The following is a 17,307-nucleotide window of genomic DNA, read 5'->3' as shown; positions in this document are numbered from 1 at the left end:
ATGCGGCCATCCCGAACCCGATGGAGACCGCCATGTCCGACAAGAAATTCGCCTCCCACGCCGACCTCGAAGAAAAGCAGATCAGCTGGGACAAGCTGAGTGACAACGCCTACGCCTACACCGCCGAGGGCGATCCGAACACCGGCGTCATCATCGGCGACGACGGCTGCATGATCATCGACGCCACCGCCACGCCCGTGGCCGCGCAGGGCGTGATCAAGAAGATCCGCGAGATCACCGACAAGCCGATCAAGTACGTGGTGCTGACCCACTACCACGCGGTGCGCGTGCTGGGCGCCAGCGGCTACAAAAGCGAAGGCCTGGAGCAAATCATCGCCAGCCAGGACACCTGGGACCTGATCGTCGAGCGCGGCCAGCAGGACATGGATTCGGAGATCGGCCGCTTTCCGCGCCTGTTCCAGGCGGTGGAGAGCGTGCCCGGCCTGACCTGGCCCACGCTCACCTTCCAGGGCGAGATGACGCTGTGGCTGGGCAAGCTGGAGGTCAAGATCCAGCAGATCGGCCGCGGCCACACCAAGGGCGACACCATCGTCCACCTGCCGGCGCAAAAAATCTGCTTCTCGGGTGACCTGGTCGAGGCCGATGCGGCCTGCTACACCGGCGACGCCTACCTGGCCGACTGGCCGCAAACGCTGGACCGGCTGGCCGCGATGAAGTTCGACAAGCTGGTGCCCGGCCGCGGCCCCACCCTGATGACGCCCGAGCAGGTGCAAAAAGGCCTGGCCTACACGCGTGACTTCACCGCCACGCTCTACAAGAGCGCGCAGGAGGCCGTGGCCCAGGGGATGGATCTGAAGGCCACGATGGCCCACACCCGCAAGGCGATGGACCCCAAGTTCGCCCAGGTCTTCATCTACGAGCACTGCCTGCCCTTCGACGTGACGCGCGCGCACGACGAGGCCAGCGGCATCCGCGACCCGCGCATCTGGACGGCCGAGCGCGACCAGCAGATGTGGCACGCGCTGCAACAGGACTGAAATACAAAACACCGGACGCAGAGAACGCAGAGGAGTCGCAGAGGGCGCAGAAGGAAAACCCAATTTTTTGGGCCATTCTTTTTCGTCCTCTGCGTCATTTTTGCGTCCTCTGCGTCCGGATGTTGGCTGTTCGGATAACGCGGAGACAACATGCAAAAAACCTTCACCTACACCAAGTTCGACTTCGTGCGCCCACCCGAGCTGGAGCGCGGCCAGGCCGGCCACTACCCGGTGGTCGTCATCGGCGCCGGCCCGGTGGGCCTGTCGGCCGCCATCGACCTGGCGCAGCAGGGCCAGCGCGTGCTGCTGCTGGACAACGACGACACCGTCTCCTTCGGCTCGCGCGCCGTGTGCTACGCCAAGCGCGCGCTGGAGGTGCTGGACCGCATGGGCTGCGGCGATCGGTTCGTCGACAAGGGCATCAGCTGGGACGTGGGCCGCACCTTCCTGCACGAGGGCGAGGTGTTCAGCTTCAACCTTCGCCCCGAGCCAGACCACCACCGCCCCGGCATGATCAACCTGCAGCAGTATTACCTGGAGCAGTACCTGATCGAGCGCGCGCGCCAGCTGCCCAACCTGGAGATCCGCTTCAAGAACGAGGTGATCTCGGTGGTGCCCGGTCAGGAGCAGGCCACGGTGCGCGTCGAAACGCCCGCAGGCCCCTACTCGCTCACAACCGACTGGCTGATCGTCGCCGACGGCGCCAGCAGCAAGGTGCGCTCGATGCTGGGGCTGGACATCGAGGGCAAGATCTTCATGGACCGCTTTCTCATCGCCGACGTGGTGATGAAGGCCGACTACCCCACCGAGCGCTGGTTCTGGTTCGACCCACCCTTTCACCGCAACCAGAGCGTGCTGCTGCACCGCCAGGCCGACAACGTCTGGCGCATCGACTTCCAGCTCGGCTGGGACGCCGACCCGGTGGAGGAGAAAAAGCCCGAGAACGTGATCCCGCGCATCAAGGCCATGCTGGGCGACGAGCGCGAGTTCGAGCTGGAATGGGTCAGCGTCTACACCTTCCAGTGCCGGCGCATGAACCGCTTCAACCACGGCCGCGTGCTGTTCGTCGGCGACGCGGCGCACCAGGTCTCGCCCTTCGGCGCGCGCGGCGCCAACAGCGGCATCCAGGACACCGACAACCTGGTGTGGAAGCTGAAGCTGGTGATGGACGGCAAGGCCCCGGCCACGCTGCTGGACACCTACAGCGAGGAGCGCGGCCATGCGGCCGACGAGAACATCCTCAACTCCACCCGCTCCACCGACTTCATCACGCCCAAGAGCGCCGTCAGCAAGACCTTCCGCAACGCCGTGCTGGAGCTGGCCGAGCACCACCCCTTCGCCCGCGCGCTGGTCAACTCGGGCCGCCTGTCGGTGCCCAGCTGGCTCGCCGACTCCAGTCTGAACACGCCCGACGAGAGCGCGTTTGCCGGCCGCATGATCCCCGGCGCCCCCATGGACGACGCGCCGCTGGCCGATGGCAGCTGGCTGCTGCAGCACCTGGGCAACCGCTTTCAGGCCCTGCACTATGTGGAGGACGCCGGCGCGCTGGACGCCGCCACGGCCAAGGCCCTCGGCGAGCTGGCGTTCAAGGGCATCGCCGTCGAGCCCATCGTCGTCGCCCAAAAGGGCCAGGCGCCCGCCGGCCTCAAGACCCTGATCGACGCCAAGGGCCGCGCGGCCGAGCGCTACGACCTGAAGCCCGGCACCACCTACCTGGCGCGCCCCGACCAGCACGTGGCCGCCCGCTGGCGCCAGCTTGACGCCACCAAGCTGCAAAGCGCCCTGGCCCGCGCCACCGGCAACGCCTGACAAGGAGACACCCCATGCCCCTGAACACCCAGCCCAACTTCAGCGAAGCCGGCCAGCGCTACTTCCAGGCCTACACGCCCGGCGACGACTTCTACCAGTTGCTGATCGACACGCACCGCGACCTGAGCGACGAACAGAGCGCGCGGCTCAACGCGCGCCTGATCCTGCTGCTGTCCAACCACATCGGCGACATCGCCGTGCTGCGCGAGGCCATGCAGCTGGCCCGCGACGGCATCTGAGCCGCCACTCCACCCCATTCTCACAACCAGGAAACCGCCATGGCCAACCTCAACGGCGTGCACCACGTCGCCTACCGCTGCAAGAACGCCAAGCAAACCGTCGAGTGGTATCAAAAATACCTGGACGCCCGCTTCATCCTCGCCATCGCCGAGAACGAGGTGCCCTCCACCAAGGAGCCGGACCCGTACATGCACATCTTCATCGACATCGGCGGCGGCAACATCCTGGCCTTTTTCGAGCTGCCCACCAAGGCCGACATGATCGCGCCCTCGGACGCCAACACCCCCGCGTGGACGCAGCACCTGGCGCTGAAGACCGACTCCATCGACACCATGCTGAAGGTCAAGGCCCGCATGCAGGCCGACGGCATCGAGGTCATCGGCCCCACCGACCACACCATCTTCAAGTCCATCTACTTCCGCGACCCCTCCGGCCACCGCCTGGAGCTGGCCGTCGACACCGCCACGCCCGAGATGGACCAGGCGCTCGACCGCGTCAAGTGGGACATGCTAAGCGAATGGGACCGCACCAAGAAGGCGCCCACCCACGCGCGCTGGATGCACGACGGCAGCGGCCGCGTGGGGTGACTGCTCCGCTCGTGGGTTCCGGTCCCAGTTGAGGCGGGTATGCTTTGACCGATACGAGACCGACCCATGAGCACAGACCTTCCCCCGGCCACCTCCACCCGCCACGACCAGCACGGCCAATGGCCGCAGGCCGAGTCGGTGGACGACTTTCGCCACAACCTGGCCGCCGTGCACGCGCGCATCGCGGCGGCCTGCCGGCGCGCCGGGCGCGACCCGGCCAGCGTGCGCCTGCTGCCCGTCAGCAAGACCAAGCCCGAGGCCGTGCTGCGCCAGGCCTACGCCGCGGGCTGCCGCATGCTGGGCGAGAACAAGCCGCAGGAGGCCCATCGCAAATGGGAGGCCATGGCCGACCTGGCCGACCTGCGCTGGTCGGTCATCGGCCACCTGCAGACCAACAAGGCCAAGTTGGTGGCGCAGTGCGCCAGCGAATTCCAGGCGCTGGACAGCCTGCGCGTGGCCGAGGCGCTGGAGCGGCGCCTGCAGGCCGAAGGGCGCGCGCTGGACGTGTTCGTGCAGGTCAACACCTCGGGCGAGGCCAGCAAGTACGGCCTGCATCCCGACGACGTGGCCGCCTTCCTGCGCGCGCTGCCGGCGTTTTCGGCGCTGCGCGTGCGCGGGCTGATGACGCTGGCGCTGTTCTCGGCCGAGGCCCAGCGCGTGCGCGAATGCTTCGTGCTGCTGCGCGGCCTGCGCGAGCGGCTGCGCCAGGATGCCCCCGCCGGCATCGACTTGAGCGAGCTGTCGATGGGCATGTCCGGCGACTACGAGATCGCCATCGAGGAAGGCGCCACCGTCGTGCGCGTCGGCCAGGCCATCTTCGGCGCGCGGCCCATGCCCGACTCGCACTACTGGCCGTCGGCCGCCGAGGGCGAGGCCAAGGCGGGCGAGGCGCCTTGACCGGGCCGTCCTCACGGGCTGGGTGAAGCCCGCCCGCCGCTCAAACCTTCCCCAGCGCCTGCTCCAGATCGGCCAGCAGGTCGTCGATGTGCTCGATGCCCACCGACAGGCGCACCATGCCTTCGGACACGCCCGCCTTGGCCAGCTCCCCGGCGTCGAGCTGGCGGTGTGTGGTACTGGCCGGGTGGCAGGCCAGCGACTTGGTGTCGCCGATGTTGACCAGGCGCAGGAACAGGCCCAGCGCGTCCTGAAAGCGCGCGCCGGCGGCGCGGCCGTCGGCGGCCTTCAGGGTGAAGCTGACGATGCCCGAGGCGCGCCCGCCCATCAGGCGCCGCACCACGGCGTGGTCGGGGTGATCGGGCAGGCCGGCGTAGTTGACCGCCGCCACCTTGGGGTGCTTTTGCAGGTACCTGGCAATGGCCAGCGCGTTGTCGCAGGTGCGGTCCATGCGCAGCGGCAGGGTCTGGATGCCCTGCAGCAGCAAGAAGGCGTTCATCGGGCTGATGGCGCCGCCCAGGTTGCGCAGCGGTACCACGCGCGCGCGGCCGATGTAGGCCGCCGCGCCCAGCGCCTCGGTGTAGACCACGCCGTGGTAGCTCACGTCGGGCTCGTTCAGGCGCGCAAAGCGCTGCTTGTGCTCGGCCCACGGGAACTTGCCCGAATCGACGATGACGCCGCCCATGCTGTTGCCGTGGCCGCCGATGTACTTGGTGGCGGCGTGCACCACGATGTCGGCGCCGTGCTCGAACGGGCGGCACAGGTAGGGGCTGGGCACCGTGTTGTCGACGATCAGCGGCACGCCGTGCGCGTGCGCCACCTGGGCCAGCGCGGCCAGGTCGGTGACGTTGCCCAGCGGGTTGCCGATGGATTCGCAGAACACCGCCTTGGTGCGCGCGTCGATCAGCTTGCCGAACGAGGCCGGGTCGCGGTAGTCGGCAAAGCGCACCTCCACGCCCATCTGCGGCAGGGTGTGGGCAAACAGGTTGTAGGTGCCGCCGTACAGCGTGGCGGTGGAGACGATGTTGTCGCCCGCGCTGGCGATGGTCTGGATGGCGTAGTGGATCGCCGTCATGCCCGAGGCCAGCGCCAGCGCGCCGACGCCGCCCTCGAGCGCGGCCAGGCGCTGCTCCAGCACGGCGGTGGTCGGGTTCATGATGCGGGTGTAGATGTTGCCCGGCACCTTCAAATCGAACAGGTCGGCCCCGTGCTGCGTGTCGTCGAAGGCGTAGGACACGGTCTGGTAGATCGGCACCGCCACCGACTTGGTGGTGGGGTCGGGCGTGTAGCCGGCGTGCACGGACTGGGTCTCGAACTTCCACGAATCGCTCATCGAATGCTCCTTGAAGATGCTTGAACTATCAAATCAATAGCTGCTTGCTCTTGATTGGCGCCGGCCAAAGCCCCAAATGGCTTGAAACGCCGGCGGCGGGCGCACGGGCCGCAGTCTAGTCCCGCCCGCGGGCCAGGCGCGGCCCCGCTCAGACACTTTGCGCATGAGCTTATGGGCGCAGCGCCACGTTGTTCAGCTTGTCCAGCCGCTCGGGCCACGTACCCGTCTGCGCGCCCTGGCGCAGGATGCGCGCCCAGGCCATCCAGGCGTCCCACTGCACGCGCTTGTCCCAGGCGTTGCCCCAGGCGCTGTAGCACTGCAGGGCGCCGGTGGCGGCGGCCTCGGCCTCGGCGTGGCGGCCGGCGATCAGGTACAGCTGGGCCAGCACCATCTGCGGCTCGCCCACCCAGGGGTTCAGGCGCGCGGCGTGCTCCAGCGCGGCAACGGCGCCGTCCATCTGCACCAGCGGCTGGCTCTGCGCGATGACCGACCAGTACAGCGACGCCGCGGCGGCCTCGTCGCCCGCGGCCAGCGTGCGCGTGCAGTGCTCGAACACCGGGGGCATGGGCAGCAGGCCTTTCAGCCCGGGGTGCTGCAGCGCGGCGCCCAGCTGGCTGATGTGGGCGTAGATGCGGCTGGGCGGGCGCATGGGGCCGGGCCACAGCGCGGCCATCCAGTGCGCGGCCTGCGGCAGCCTGGGCACGTCGGGAAAGCCGCTGTAGATGTCCTCCTGCCAGGCAAACCACTGCTCGCAGGTGTCGGCCATGCTGACGACGATGAAGGCGGCCACCACGTCGGCCGGCAGGTGGTGCTCGTCCACCTGCACGCTGCCGTCGGGCGCGATGCGCCCGGCCAGCACCTGGCGCACGAACTGCGCGCGCGAGGCGGTGCAAAACAGGTACACCAGGTGCTCGGCGCGCTCGCCCACGGCCTCGCGCAGGCGCGCGCGCTCGCGCGCCGGGTCGAACTTGACCAGGTCGACGAAGGCGTTGCCGTACACGCTGTGCAGCAGGCCCAGCAGGCGCACGTCGCGCGGCTGCTGCCACAGCGCCAGCGTGCGCGCCACGCCCACCAGGTGGTGGCGGAAGGTGCCGGCCTTGTGCCAGTCCTGCCCCACGCCGCGCGCCAGCACGATGGGCAGCACGGGCGCCAGGTCGGCGTCGTGGGCCAGCCATTCGTCGTCCAGCAGCGCGAGGGCGCGGGCGTGCAGGTCGGGGGCGAGCGGGGCGAAGGAGACGGCTGGGGTCATGGCGGCGGAAGGTGCGATGGGCTTGGGCGCAGTATCGGCCAAATCGGGCCCACGGCCACGCCGCGCGCGCAGGCAGCCGATAATCCAGGGCTTCACTCGCACCGCAACACGGCAAGGAAATCGGGATATGGCACGCATGGTCCACTGCATCAAGCTCGGCACCGAGGCCGAGGGCCTGGACTTTCCGCCCTACCCCGGCGAGCTGGGCAAGCGCCTGTGGGCCAGCGTCAGCAAGCAGGCCTGGGCCGACTGGCTCAAGCACCAGACCATGCTGGTCAACGAGAACCGCCTGAACCTGGCCGACGCCAACGCGCGCGCCTACCTGCGCCAGCAGATGGAGGCGCACTTCTTCGGCGACGGCGCCGAGCAGGCCGCGGGCTACGTGGCGCCCAAGGTTTGAGGGCCAGGTTTCAGGCCCAATCAGCCCCTGCAGCCGGCATCGCATCTGCGCAAGCAGCTTCTGATTTCATAGCTGACCGGATGCCGCCCTCCCCCGTCCACTGGCGCGACGACGGCACGCCCACCAGCCCGCGCTTCGGCGACATCTACCGCAGCCACGACGACGCGGGCGACGGCGGCCTGGCGCAGGCGCGGCACGTCTTTCTGCACGGCTGCGGCCTGCTGGCCGATGCCGGGCAAGCCGCGGCCTGGGCCGGCGCGCCGCGCTGGGCGGTGCTGGAAACCGGCTTCGGCCTGGGCCTGAACTTCCTGGCCACCTGGCAGGCCTGGCGCAGCGACCCGCGGCGGCCCGCGTGCCTGTTCTACAGCGCCGTCGAAGCCTGGGTGTGCAAGGCGGGCGACCTGGTCCGCAGCGCCGCGCCCTTTGCCGAGCTGGCGCCGCTGGCCGCCGAGCTGGCCGCCCAGTGGCACGGCCTGCTGCCCGGCGTGCACCGCCTGAGCCTGGACGGCGAGCGCGTGCAGCTGACCCTGGCCGTGGGCGCGGTGCAGCCCATGCTGGCCGAGCTGAGCGGCGCGCACGACAGCCTTTACCTGGACGGCTTCAGCCCCGAGCGCAACCCCGACATGTGGAGCGAGGCCACGCTGGCCGCCGCCGCCCGGCTGCTGCGGCCGGGCGCGCGGGCCGCCACCTGGTGCGTGGCCGGCCCGGTGCGCCAGCACCTGGCCGCCTGCGGCTTCGAGCTGGAGCGCGTGCCCGGCCTGCCGCCCAAGCGCCAGGCCCTGCGCGCGCGCTACGCCCCGCGCTGGGCGCCACGCACGAACACGCGCGCCGACGCCGAGCCGGGCTGGAACCAGCCGCCCGCGCGCTGCGCCGTCGTCGGCGGCGGCCTGGTGGGGGCCGCGGTGGCCTTCGGCCTGGCGCAGCGCGGCTGGCGCGTCGACGTGCTCGACGCCGCGCCCCAGCCCGCCGCCGGCGCCAGCGCGCTGCCGGCGGGCGTGGTGGCGCCGCACGTGTCGCCCGACGACCGGCCGCTGTCGCAGCTCACGCGCGCCGGCGTGCGTGCCACGCTCGCGCGCGCCGCGGGCCTGCTGCGCGCGGGCCGCGACTTTGCCGCCACCGGCGTGCTGGAGCGCCACGAACCCGGCAAGCGCCGCCGGCCTGCCGCCTGGCAGGCCCCCGACCTGCCCGATGCCGCCCAGGCCGAAAGCCTGGCCGGCGAGCACCCGCTGACCCGCGCCCAGGCCCAGGCCGCCCAGGTGCCGCTGGACGAAGCCCACCCGGCGCTGTGGCATGCGCGCGCCGGCTGGGTCCGGCCCGCCGCCCTGGTGCGCGCCATGCTGGGCGCGCCGGGCATCGCATGGCACGGCGGCCGCGCGGTGGCGCGCGTCGACCGGGCCGCCGGCCGCTGGTGCCTGCGCGATGCGCGTGGCGCCACGCTGGCCGAGGCCGAGCTGGTGGTCGTCGCCGCCGGCTTCGACTCACTGGCGCTGCTGGATGACGCCCTGCCCCTGCACGCGCTGCGCGGCCAGGTGGCATCCGGCCCCATGCCCGGCGGCGGCGCCGACGCGGCGCTGCCGCCCTTTCCGGTCAATGGCCACGGCAGCCTGGTCGCCCACCTGCCGGGCGACGCGGGGCCGCGCTGGGTCACCGGCTCCACCTTCGAGCGCGCCAAGGCCACGCCCGAGGTGCAGGCCGAAGACCACGCCGCCAACCTGCAGCGCCTGTCCGACCTGCTGCCGCACGCCGGCGCCGCGCTGGCCGCGCAGTGGCGCGACGGCCGCGCCCAGGCCTGGGCGGGCGTGCGCGCCACCCTGCCCGACCGGCTGCCGGCGGTGGGCGCCTGGCGCTGGCGGGCCAACGACAATTTCGAGCCGAATCGGGCTGCAGCCCCCGCCGAACAAGCCGAGGCAGCTATCGATTCGATATCCGACGAGCCGCTGCCGATCCACCTGTGCACCGGCCTGGGCGCGCGCGGCCTGACGCTGGCCGTGCTTGCCGGCGAGCTGCTGGTCGCCACCCTGCACGGCGAGCCGCTGCCCGTGGCCCGCTCGCTGGCGCGGCGGCTGCGCGCGCGCCGCTTTCAACCCCTGGCCAGCAAGGCACCATGACCCGCCGCACCACCCCGCTCACCTGGCACCACCTGCTTCTGATCCTGGCCGTGGTGGCCGTGTGGGGCACCAACTTCGTCATCATCAAGTTCGCGCTGGCGCACCTGCCGCCGCTGCTGCTGGCCGCGCTGCGCTTTGCGCTGGCGGCCTTTCCGCTGGTGCTGCTGGTGCGCCGCCCGGCCGCGTCCTGGGGCAACCTGGCGCTGTACGGGCTGGCCATCGGCGTGGGACAGTTCGCCCTGCTGTTCTACGGCATGCAGCGCGACATCACGCCGGGCCTGGCCTCGCTGGTGGTGCAGGCGCAGGTGTTCTTCACCGTGGGGCTGGCGGTGCTGATCGACAAGGAGCGGCTGCGGCCCTACCAGTGGGTGGCGGCGCTGATCGCGCTCACCGGCATCGTCATCATCGCCAGCCACACCGACGGCCACACCACGCTGGCGGGCCTGCTGCTGACGCTGGGCGCGGCCTTCTTCTGGGCGCTGGGCAACGTGGCCAGCCGCGCCGCCGGGCCGGTCGACGTGCTGGCCTACGTGGCCTGGTCCAGCCTGTTCGCCGTGCCGCCGCTGCTGCTGCTCAGCTGGGCGCTGGAAGGCTGGCCGCGCATCGCCAGCGGGCTGGCGCAGGCCGACGCGGCCACCTGGGCGGCAGTCGTCTGGCAGTCGCTGGGCAACACCATCTTCGGCTACGGCGTGTGGGCCTGGCTGCTGGCGCGCTACCCGGCGGCCACGGTGGCGCCGTTCTCGATCCTGGTGCCGGTGTTCGGCATCGGCGCCTCGGCCCTGCTGATGGGCGAGGCGCTGCCGCCCTGGAAGCTGCTGGCCGCCGGCCTGGTGATGGCCGGGCTGGCGCTGAACCTGCTGTGGCCGCGCCTGGTAGCGGCGGCGCGCGGGTAACTCGCGCAGGTAACTTTCAAGAGCCCCGATAGGTCGAGAAGCTCCAGGGGCTGACCAGCAGCGGCACGTGGTAGTGCTGGTCGACGTGGGCGATGCCGAAGTCCAGCGGCACCACGTCCAGAAACGGCGGCTGGGGCAAGGCCACCCCGCGCGCCCTGAAGTAGTCGGCCACCTCGAAGCTCAGCCGGTAGGTGCCCACCCGCAGGCTGGCGTTGTCGTACAGCGGGCCGTCGGGGTTGCGGCCGTCGCCGTTGAGGCGAAAGCGCTTGACCAGCCGGGGCTGGCCGCCCTGCATCTCGTACAGGCTGACCTGCATGCCGGCGGCCGGCGTGCCGTGCATGGTATCCAGGACGTGCGTGCTCAAACCCATGAGCTTGCTCCTTCAAAAAATTGTGCACGGCAGTGTATACAATTTTGAAATGGGCGTCTATCATTGACGGCACCATGCAAGCCACCAGCACCGACCAGATCGTCCTGGCGCTCACTGGCGCCATCGTCGAGCACCGCCTGCAGCCCGGCGCCCGGCTGGTGGAGCAGTCGCTGGCCGACCACTTCGGCGTCTCGCGCACGCTGGTGCGCCAGGCGCTGTTCCTGCTGTCGCAAAAGCGCCTGGTCACGCTGGCGCCGGCGCGCGGCGCCTTCGTCGCCAGCCCGTCGGCGGCCGAGGCGCGGCAGGTGTTTGCCGTGCGCCGCATGCTGGAGGTGGAGCTCACGCGCGCCTTCGTGCGCGCCGCCACGCCCGAGCGCATCCAGGCGCTGCGCGAGCACGTGGCGCGCGAGCAGGCCGCCGTGGCGCGCCAGGACGTGGCCGACCGCACCGAGCTGCTGGGCGACTTCCACGTGCGCATGGCCGAGCTGCTGGGCAACGACGTGCTGGCGCAGGTGCTGCGCGATCTGCTGGCGCGCTGCGCCATCGTCACCCTGATGTACCAGAGCACCACGGCGGCGCACGACTCCTCCAGCGAGCACGCCGCGCTGGTCGAGTGCTTTGCCGCCGGCGACGTGGCCCAGGCCGTGCGCCTGATGCGCGCCCACCTGGACCACGTGGAGGCCGGCCTGAACCTGGAGCAGCCCGTGCCCACCTTCGACGTTCAAAAGGCGCTGGCCCGCCCTGCGGCCCGCGCCACAAAAACCAGAATCGCGAGGCAGAAAACCGCATGACCACCCACACCCTTTACGACAGCACGGCGCCCTACCCGCGCGACCTGGCCGGCTACGGCGCCGACGTGCCCCACGCCCGCTGGCCGGGCGGCGCGCGCATCGCGGTGCAGTTCGTCCTCAACTACGAGGAAGGCGGCGAGAACTGCGTGCTGCACGGCGACGCCGCCAGCGAGACCTTCCTGTCCGAGATGTTCAACCCGGCGGCCTACCCCGAGCGCCACCTGAGCATGGAGAGCATCTACGAATACGGCTCGCGCGCCGGCGTGTGGCGCGTGCTGCGCGAGTTCAGGCAGCGCGGGCTGCCGCTGACGATCTTCTGCGTCGCCAGCGCGCTGGCGCGCTACCCCGAAATGGCCCGGGCCTTCCAGGACGGCGGGCACGAGATCGCCTGCCACGCGCTGCGCTGGATTCACTACCAGGGCATGGACGAGGCCAGCGAGCGCGCGCAGATGAAGCAGGCGCTCGACACCATCGAGGCCATCGCCGGCGAGCGCCCGCTGGGCTGGTACACCGGCCGCGACAGCGTCAACACGCGCCGCCTGGTGGTGGACGACGGCCGCCTGCTGTACGACAGCGACTACTACGGCGACGACCTGCCCTTCTGGATGAAGGTGCGCAAGACCGACGGCAGCGACGCGAACCACCTGGTGGTGCCCTACACGCTGGACTGCAACGACATGCGCTTCGGCCTGCCGCAGGGCTACAGCGACGCCGAGCCCTTCTACCGCTACATGCGCGACAGCTTCGACACCCTGTACGCCGAGGGCGACCCCCAGGGGCTGGACCGGCCCAAGATGCTCAGCATCGGCCTGCACAACCGCATGGTCGGGCGCCCGGGGCGCTTTGCCGCGCTGCAGCGCTTTCTCGACCACGTCGGGCGGCACCCCGACGTCTGGGTGTGCCGGCGCGTCGACATCGCCCGCCACTGGATCGCCACCCACCCCTGCAAGGACTGAGCCATGTCGCATACGCTGGACGAATTCAACCGCGCCTCGCCGGCCGAGGCCGAGCTGATGCTGGATGGCCTGTACGAGCACACGCCCTGGATCGCCGCCCGGGCCGTGCAGGCGCGGCCCTTCCGCTCGCTGGCCCAGCTCAAGCACGCCATGGCCGACGTGCTGGACAAGGCCGGCGTGGACGCCCAGCTGGCGCTGATCCGCGCCCACCCGGAGCTGGCGGGCAAGGCCATGCAGGCGGGCACGCTCACCCCCGAATCCACCGGCGAGCAAACCCGCGCGGGCCTGACCGCCTGCACGCCCGAGGAGCTGGCGCGCATCCAGCAGCTCAACCGCGATTACAACGCCCGCTTCGGCTTCCCCTTCGTGCTGTGCGTGCGCGGCCCGCGCGGCAGCGGCCTGGGCAAGCAGCAGATCATCGACACCTTCGCGCGGCGCCTGGCGGGCCACCCCGACTTCGAGCGCGCCGAGGCGCTGCGCCAAATCCACCGCATCGCCGAGATCCGCCTGGCCGACAAGTTCGCCGCCCCACCCGCGCTGGGCAACGAGGTGTGGGACTGGCACGAAAAGCTGGCCCAGCACAGCGACCCGGGCTTTGCCGAGGCCGGCCAGCTCACCGTCACCTACCTGACCGACGCGCACCGCGCCTGCGCCCAGCGCATCAGCCAGGTGATGCGCGACGCCGGCTTCGACAGCGTGCACGTCGACGCCGTGGGCAACGTGGTGGGCCGCTACGACGCCGACCCCGCCGTGGCCCGGCCCAAGACCCTGCTCACCGGCAGCCACTACGACACCGTGCGCAACGGCGGCAAGTACGACGGACGCCTGGGCATCTTCGTGCCCATCGCCTGCGTGCGCGAGCTGCACCGCGCCGGCCGGCGCCTGCCGTTTCACTTCGAGGTGGTGGGCTTTGCCGAGGAGGAAGGCCAGCGCTACAAGGCCACCTTCCTGGGCTCGGGCGCGCTGGTGGGCGACTTCAGGCGCGAGTGGCTGGAGCAGCAGGATGCCGACGGCATCACCCTGCGCCAGGCCATGCAGCACGCCGGCCTGTGCATCGACGACATCCCCAAGCTGCGCCGCGACCCGCAGGACTACCTGGGCTTCGTCGAGGTGCACATCGAGCAGGGCCCGGTGCTGAACGAGCTGAACCTGCCGCTGGGCATCGTCACCTCCATCAACGCCAGCGTGCGTTACGTGGGCGAATACGTGGGCCAGGCCAGCCACGCCGGCACCACGCCCATGAACCGCCGCCGCGACGCCGCCTGCGCCGCCGCCGAGCTGGCGCTGTTCATCGAGCAGCGCGCCGCGCGCGACGGCGACTCGGTGGCCACCATGGGCATGCTCCAGGTCCCCAACGGCTCGATCAACGTGGTGCCCGGGCGCTGCGGCTTCAGCCTAGACCTGCGCGCGCCGAGCGACGCCCAGCGCGACGCCCTGTCCGCCGACATCGTGGCCGAGGCCCGCGCCATTGCTGAGCGCCGCAGCCTGCAGTGCCAGCTGGCCGAGACCATGCGCGCCAGCGCCGCGCCCAGCGCGCCGGCCTGGCAAAAGCGCTGGGAAGCGGCCGTCGAATCATTGGGCCTGCCGGTGTTTCGCCTGCCCAGCGGCGCCGGCCACGACGCCATGAAGCTGCACGAGGTGATGCCCCAGGCCATGCTGTTCGTGCGTGGCGAGAACGCCGGCATCAGCCACAACCCGCTCGAATCGACCACCGCCGACGACATGGAGCTGGCGGTGCGCGCCATGCAGCACCTGCTGGACGCCGTGGCGGCCGGAAAACTTCAATAACGATAGCTGCCCGCTATTGATCCACGCGGGCCAGAACCACTTTTGATTAAAAAACCATGACCGACACCGCCACCCTCCACGCCCAGCTCGACGCCTGGATCGACCAGCACTTCGACGAGCAGGTCGAGTTTTTGCAGCAACTGGTGCGCGTGCCCACCGACACGCCGCCGGGCAACAACGCCCCGCACGCCGAGCGCACCGCCGAGCTGATCAAGGCCTGGGGCTTCGACGCCGAAAGGCACGCCGTGCCCGAGCAGGAGGTGCGCGACTACGGCATGCAGAGCATCACCAACCTGATCGTGCGCCGGCCCTACGGCAACGGCGGCAAAACCATCGCCCTCAACGCCCATGGCGACGTGGTGCCGCCCGGCGAAGGCTGGACGCACGACCCCTACGGCGCCGAGATCGAGAACGGCCAGCTGTTCGGCCGCGCCAGCGCCGTCAGCAAGAGCGACTTTTCCACCTTCAGCTTCGCCGTGCGCGCGCTGGAAGCGGTGGCCCGGCCCACGCGCGGCACGGTCGAGCTGCACTTCACCTACGACGAGGAATTTGGCGGCCTGCTGGGCCCCGGCTGGCTGCTGGAGAAGGGCCTGACCCGGCCCGACCTGATGATTGCCGCCGGCTTCAGCTACGAGGTGGTGACCGCGCACAACGGCTGCCTGCAGATGGAGGTGACCATCCAGGGCCGGATGGCGCACGCGGCGGTGCCCCGCACCGGCGTCGACGCGCTGCAGGCGGCGGTGTTCATCATGAACGCGCTGTACGCCGAGAACACCGTCTATCAGAAGGTCAGGTCCAAGGTGGCTGGCATCGAGCACCCGTACCTCAACATCGGCCGCATCGAGGGTGGCACCAACACCAACGTCATTCCCGGCAAGGTGGTGCTCAAGCTCGACCGCCGCATGATCCCCGAGGAAGACCCGGCCAAGGTCGAGGCGCGCATCCGCAAGGTGATCGAGGGCGCCACGCGCCACTTCAACCGCTGGCGCGGCGTGAAGGGCGAGGACGCGGTGCGCACCGACGTGCGGCGCATGCTGCTGGCCAACGCCATGACCCCGCTGCCCGGCAACCAGCCGCTGGTGGAGGCCATCCAGCGCAACGCCGAGGCCGTGTTCGGCGCCAAGCCGCCCGCCGTCGGCACCCCGCTGTACACCGACGTGCGCCTGTACGTGGAGCGCGGCATTCCCGGCGTCATCTACGGCGCCGGTCCGCGCACCGTGCTGGAGAGCCACGCCAAGCGCAACGACGAGCGCGTCGACCTGCAGGACCTGCGCCGCGCCACCAAGGTCGTCGCGCGCACGCTGGCCGACCTGTTGAACTGATTTCGCCCACCACCCACCGCCCGACAGAGGCAAAGACCAGGAGACAACATGAGCACCCCCGTCCATCCCGTCGATGAGCGCTTGCCCACCGGCAAGCTGACCGCGCTCGGTCTGCAACACGTGCTGGTGATGTACGCCGGCGCCATCGCCGTGCCGCTGATCGTCGGCCGCGCCCTCAAGCTGCCCGCGCACGAGGTGGCCATGCTGATCTCGGCCGACCTGTTCTGCTGCGGCCTGGCCACCCTGATCCAGGCCTTCGGCGTCACGCAGTGGTTCGGCGTCAAGCTGCCGGTGATGATGGGCGTGACCTTCGCCGCCGTCAGCCCCATGGTGGCCATCGCCAGCAGCAACCCCGGCACCGACGGCGCGCGGCTGCTGTTCGGCTCCATCATCGGCGCCGGCATCATCTCCATCGTCATCGCACCCGGCGTCAGCCGCATGCTGCGGTTTTTTCCGCCCGTGGTCACCGGCACCATCATCGCCGTGATCGGCATCGACCTGATGCGCGTGGGCATCAACTGGATCTTCGGCGTGCCCGTGGGCCCCACGGCGCCGCTGATCGTGCAGCCCGAGCACAGCGAGTGGCTGAGCACCCTGCGCAGCGCCGCGGCCACCGGCGCGTCCGGCGTGCCGGCCGTGCCGCAGGGGCTGGCGCTGGCGCCCACCCTGCCCAACCCGCGCTACGCGCCGCTGTCGGGCATCGGGGTGTCGGCCATCGTGCTGGTCACCATCCTGCTGGTGGCCAAGTTCGCCAAGGGCTTCCTGGCCAACATCTCGGTGCTGGTGGGCATCGTCGTGGGCGGCATCGTGGCCGCGGCCAGCGGCATGATGAACTTCGACAAGGTGGCCCAGGCCAAGTGGGTGGACGTCATCGTTCCCTTCCACTTCGGCATGCCGATCTTCGACCCGGTGTCCATCCTCACCATGTCGCTGATCATGCTGGTGGTGATGATCGAATCGACCGGCATGTTCCTGGCCCTGGGCGAGATGACCGACAAGAAGGTCACCCAGCCCATGCTCTCGCGCGGCCTGCGCACCGACGGCCTGGGCACCCTGCTGGGCGGCATCTTCAACACCTTCCCCTACACCAGCTTCTCGCAGAACGTGGGCCTGGTGGCCGTCACCGGCATCAAGAGCCGCTTCGTCTGCGTGGCCGGCGGCATCATCCTGATCCTGCTGGGCCTGCTGCCCAAGATGGCGGCGCTGGTCGAATCGCTGCCCACGGTGGTGCTGGGCGGCGCCGGCATCGTCATGTTCGGCATGGTGGCGGCCACCGGCATCCGCATCCTGGGCGGCGTGGACTTTGCCGGCAACCGCAACAACGCGCTGATCGTGGCCGTGTCCATCGGCGTGGGCATGATCCCCGTCATCGCGCCCCGCTACCTGCAGTGGATGCCCCACTCCATCCACATCCTGATCGAGTCCGGCATCGTGCTGGCCTCCATCGCCGCCGTGCTGCTGAACCTGATCTTCAACGGCGCCAAGGGCGACACCGAGGCCGTGGTGCGCGCGGCCAAGCAGGCCGAGGCGCATTGAGCTGGCATCTGCTGGTTCAAGGGATTCACGGTA

The 17,307-nt window shown here is 70.4% G+C and carries 16 protein-coding genes; 13 read left to right on the top strand and 3 right to left on the bottom strand.

Going from position 1 to position 17,307, the window contains the following annotated elements; translation table 11 throughout:
* The first annotated feature begins 32 nt into the window (after positions 1–32).
* The 5 genes from H6927_11675 (at position 33) to H6927_11655 (ending at position 4,531) form a co-directional block, all read left to right on the top strand.
* Entirely contained in the window at positions 33–998 is a 966-nt protein-coding gene (locus H6927_11675) for an MBL fold metallo-hydrolase (GenBank protein ID MCP5218755.1), read from the top strand.
* 150 nt (positions 999–1,148) lie between these two features.
* Positions 1,149–2,807, top strand: a complete 1,659-nt coding sequence (locus tag H6927_11670; protein MCP5218754.1) for an FAD-dependent oxidoreductase — start codon at positions 1,149–1,151, stop codon at positions 2,805–2,807.
* A gap of 14 nt (positions 2,808–2,821) precedes the next feature.
* Positions 2,822–3,046, top strand: a complete 225-nt coding sequence (locus H6927_11665) for a DUF2783 domain-containing protein (protein ID MCP5218753.1) — start codon at positions 2,822–2,824, stop codon at positions 3,044–3,046.
* Positions 3,047–3,085: 39 nt separating this feature from the next.
* A complete protein-coding gene (locus H6927_11660) occupies positions 3,086–3,634 on the top strand; it encodes a VOC family protein (protein ID MCP5218752.1) in 549 nt (182 codons plus the stop codon).
* Between the two features lie 66 nt (positions 3,635–3,700).
* Positions 3,701–4,531, top strand: coding sequence for a YggS family pyridoxal phosphate-dependent enzyme (locus H6927_11655; protein MCP5218751.1), 831 nt, complete (start codon positions 3,701–3,703; stop codon positions 4,529–4,531).
* Between the two features lie 40 nt (positions 4,532–4,571).
* Here H6927_11655 and H6927_11650 read toward each other — a convergent pair whose 3' ends face one another.
* Entirely contained in the window at positions 4,572–5,861 is a 1,290-nt protein-coding gene (locus H6927_11650; GenBank protein MCP5218750.1) for an aminotransferase class I/II-fold pyridoxal phosphate-dependent enzyme, read from the bottom strand.
* A 169-nt stretch (positions 5,862–6,030) separates the two neighbouring features.
* Entirely contained in the window at positions 6,031–7,110 is a 1,080-nt protein-coding gene (locus H6927_11645; GenBank protein MCP5218749.1) for a tetratricopeptide repeat protein, read from the bottom strand.
* 127 nt (positions 7,111–7,237) lie between these two features.
* Between H6927_11645 and H6927_11640 the strand changes: the two genes are divergently transcribed.
* The 3 genes from H6927_11640 (at position 7,238) to H6927_11630 (ending at position 10,511) form a co-directional block, all read left to right on the top strand.
* Entirely contained in the window at positions 7,238–7,510 is a 273-nt protein-coding gene (locus H6927_11640; GenBank protein ID MCP5218748.1) for an oxidative damage protection protein, read from the top strand.
* A gap of 80 nt (positions 7,511–7,590) precedes the next feature.
* The gene (gene mnmC, locus H6927_11635) at positions 7,591–9,618 is read left to right on the top strand and encodes an FAD-dependent 5-carboxymethylaminomethyl-2-thiouridine(34) oxidoreductase MnmC (GenBank protein MCP5218747.1); all 2,028 of its coding nucleotides are present in this window, start codon (positions 7,591–7,593) and stop codon (positions 9,616–9,618) included.
* Positions 9,615–10,511, top strand: a complete 897-nt coding sequence (locus H6927_11630; protein MCP5218746.1) for an EamA family transporter — start codon at positions 9,615–9,617, stop codon at positions 10,509–10,511. The genes mnmC and H6927_11630 overlap by 4 nt, the downstream gene beginning before the upstream one ends.
* A gap of 16 nt (positions 10,512–10,527) precedes the next feature.
* Here the strand turns inward: H6927_11630 and uraH are convergent, their stop codons facing one another.
* Complete coding sequence (gene uraH / locus H6927_11625; GenBank protein MCP5218745.1) at positions 10,528–10,881, bottom strand: hydroxyisourate hydrolase; 354 nt, start codon at positions 10,879–10,881, stop codon at positions 10,528–10,530.
* Between the two features lie 74 nt (positions 10,882–10,955).
* On the opposite strand from uraH, the gene H6927_11620 reads away from it, so the two are divergent.
* The 5 genes from H6927_11620 to H6927_11600 are packed head-to-tail and all read left to right on the top strand — an operon-like array spanning position 10,956 to position 17,274.
* Complete coding sequence (locus H6927_11620) at positions 10,956–11,672, top strand: GntR family transcriptional regulator (protein ID MCP5218744.1); 717 nt, start codon at positions 10,956–10,958, stop codon at positions 11,670–11,672.
* Complete coding sequence (gene puuE, locus H6927_11615) at positions 11,669–12,628, top strand: allantoinase PuuE (protein ID MCP5218743.1); 960 nt, start codon at positions 11,669–11,671, stop codon at positions 12,626–12,628. Before H6927_11620 ends, puuE begins: the two co-directional genes overlap by 4 nt.
* Before the next feature lie 3 nt (positions 12,629–12,631).
* Entirely contained in the window at positions 12,632–14,416 is a 1,785-nt protein-coding gene (uraD, locus tag H6927_11610) for a 2-oxo-4-hydroxy-4-carboxy-5-ureidoimidazoline decarboxylase (protein ID MCP5218742.1), read from the top strand.
* A 56-nt stretch (positions 14,417–14,472) separates the two neighbouring features.
* A complete protein-coding gene (locus H6927_11605; protein ID MCP5218741.1) occupies positions 14,473–15,738 on the top strand; it encodes a M20/M25/M40 family metallo-hydrolase in 1,266 nt (421 codons plus the stop codon).
* Positions 15,739–15,786: 48 nt separating this feature from the next.
* Positions 15,787–17,274, top strand: a complete 1,488-nt coding sequence (locus H6927_11600; GenBank protein ID MCP5218740.1) for a purine permease — start codon at positions 15,787–15,789, stop codon at positions 17,272–17,274.
* The last annotated feature ends 33 nt before the right edge of the window (positions 17,275–17,307 follow it).

Source organism: Burkholderiaceae bacterium (assembly GCA_024235995.1).
Taxonomy (GTDB): Bacteria; Pseudomonadota; Gammaproteobacteria; order Burkholderiales; family Burkholderiaceae_C; genus Ottowia.
The sequence above is the reverse complement of the archived record's forward strand: the minus strand, read 5'-3'. Positions and strand labels throughout refer to the sequence as shown.

Bases quoted from the DNA above. Each gene is read 5' to 3' on its own strand.
- H6927_11620 (MCP5218744.1), top strand. From the start codon at position 10,956: ATGCAAGCCACCAGCACCGACCAGATCGTCCTGGCGCTCACTGGCGCC.
- H6927_11645 (MCP5218749.1), bottom strand. From the start codon at position 7,110: ATGACCCCAGCCGTCTCCTTCGCCCCGCTCGCCCCCGACCTGCACGCC.
- H6927_11670 (MCP5218754.1), top strand. From the start codon at position 1,149: ATGCAAAAAACCTTCACCTACACCAAGTTCGACTTCGTGCGCCCACCC.
- mnmC (MCP5218747.1), top strand. From the start codon at position 7,591: ATGCCGCCCTCCCCCGTCCACTGGCGCGACGACGGCACGCCCACCAGC.
- H6927_11650 (MCP5218750.1), bottom strand. From the start codon at position 5,861: ATGAGCGATTCGTGGAAGTTCGAGACCCAGTCCGTGCACGCCGGCTAC.
- uraH (MCP5218745.1), bottom strand. From the start codon at position 10,881: ATGGGTTTGAGCACGCACGTCCTGGATACCATGCACGGCACGCCGGCC.
- H6927_11630 (MCP5218746.1), top strand. From the start codon at position 9,615: ATGACCCGCCGCACCACCCCGCTCACCTGGCACCACCTGCTTCTGATC.
- H6927_11660 (MCP5218752.1), top strand. From the start codon at position 3,086: ATGGCCAACCTCAACGGCGTGCACCACGTCGCCTACCGCTGCAAGAAC.
- H6927_11675 (MCP5218755.1), top strand. From the start codon at position 33: ATGTCCGACAAGAAATTCGCCTCCCACGCCGACCTCGAAGAAAAGCAG.
- H6927_11605 (MCP5218741.1), top strand. From the start codon at position 14,473: ATGACCGACACCGCCACCCTCCACGCCCAGCTCGACGCCTGGATCGAC.
- H6927_11640 (MCP5218748.1), top strand. From the start codon at position 7,238: ATGGCACGCATGGTCCACTGCATCAAGCTCGGCACCGAGGCCGAGGGC.
- H6927_11665 (MCP5218753.1), top strand. From the start codon at position 2,822: ATGCCCCTGAACACCCAGCCCAACTTCAGCGAAGCCGGCCAGCGCTAC.
- uraD (MCP5218742.1), top strand. From the start codon at position 12,632: ATGTCGCATACGCTGGACGAATTCAACCGCGCCTCGCCGGCCGAGGCC.
- puuE (MCP5218743.1), top strand. From the start codon at position 11,669: ATGACCACCCACACCCTTTACGACAGCACGGCGCCCTACCCGCGCGAC.
- H6927_11600 (MCP5218740.1), top strand. From the start codon at position 15,787: ATGAGCACCCCCGTCCATCCCGTCGATGAGCGCTTGCCCACCGGCAAG.
- H6927_11655 (MCP5218751.1), top strand. From the start codon at position 3,701: ATGAGCACAGACCTTCCCCCGGCCACCTCCACCCGCCACGACCAGCAC.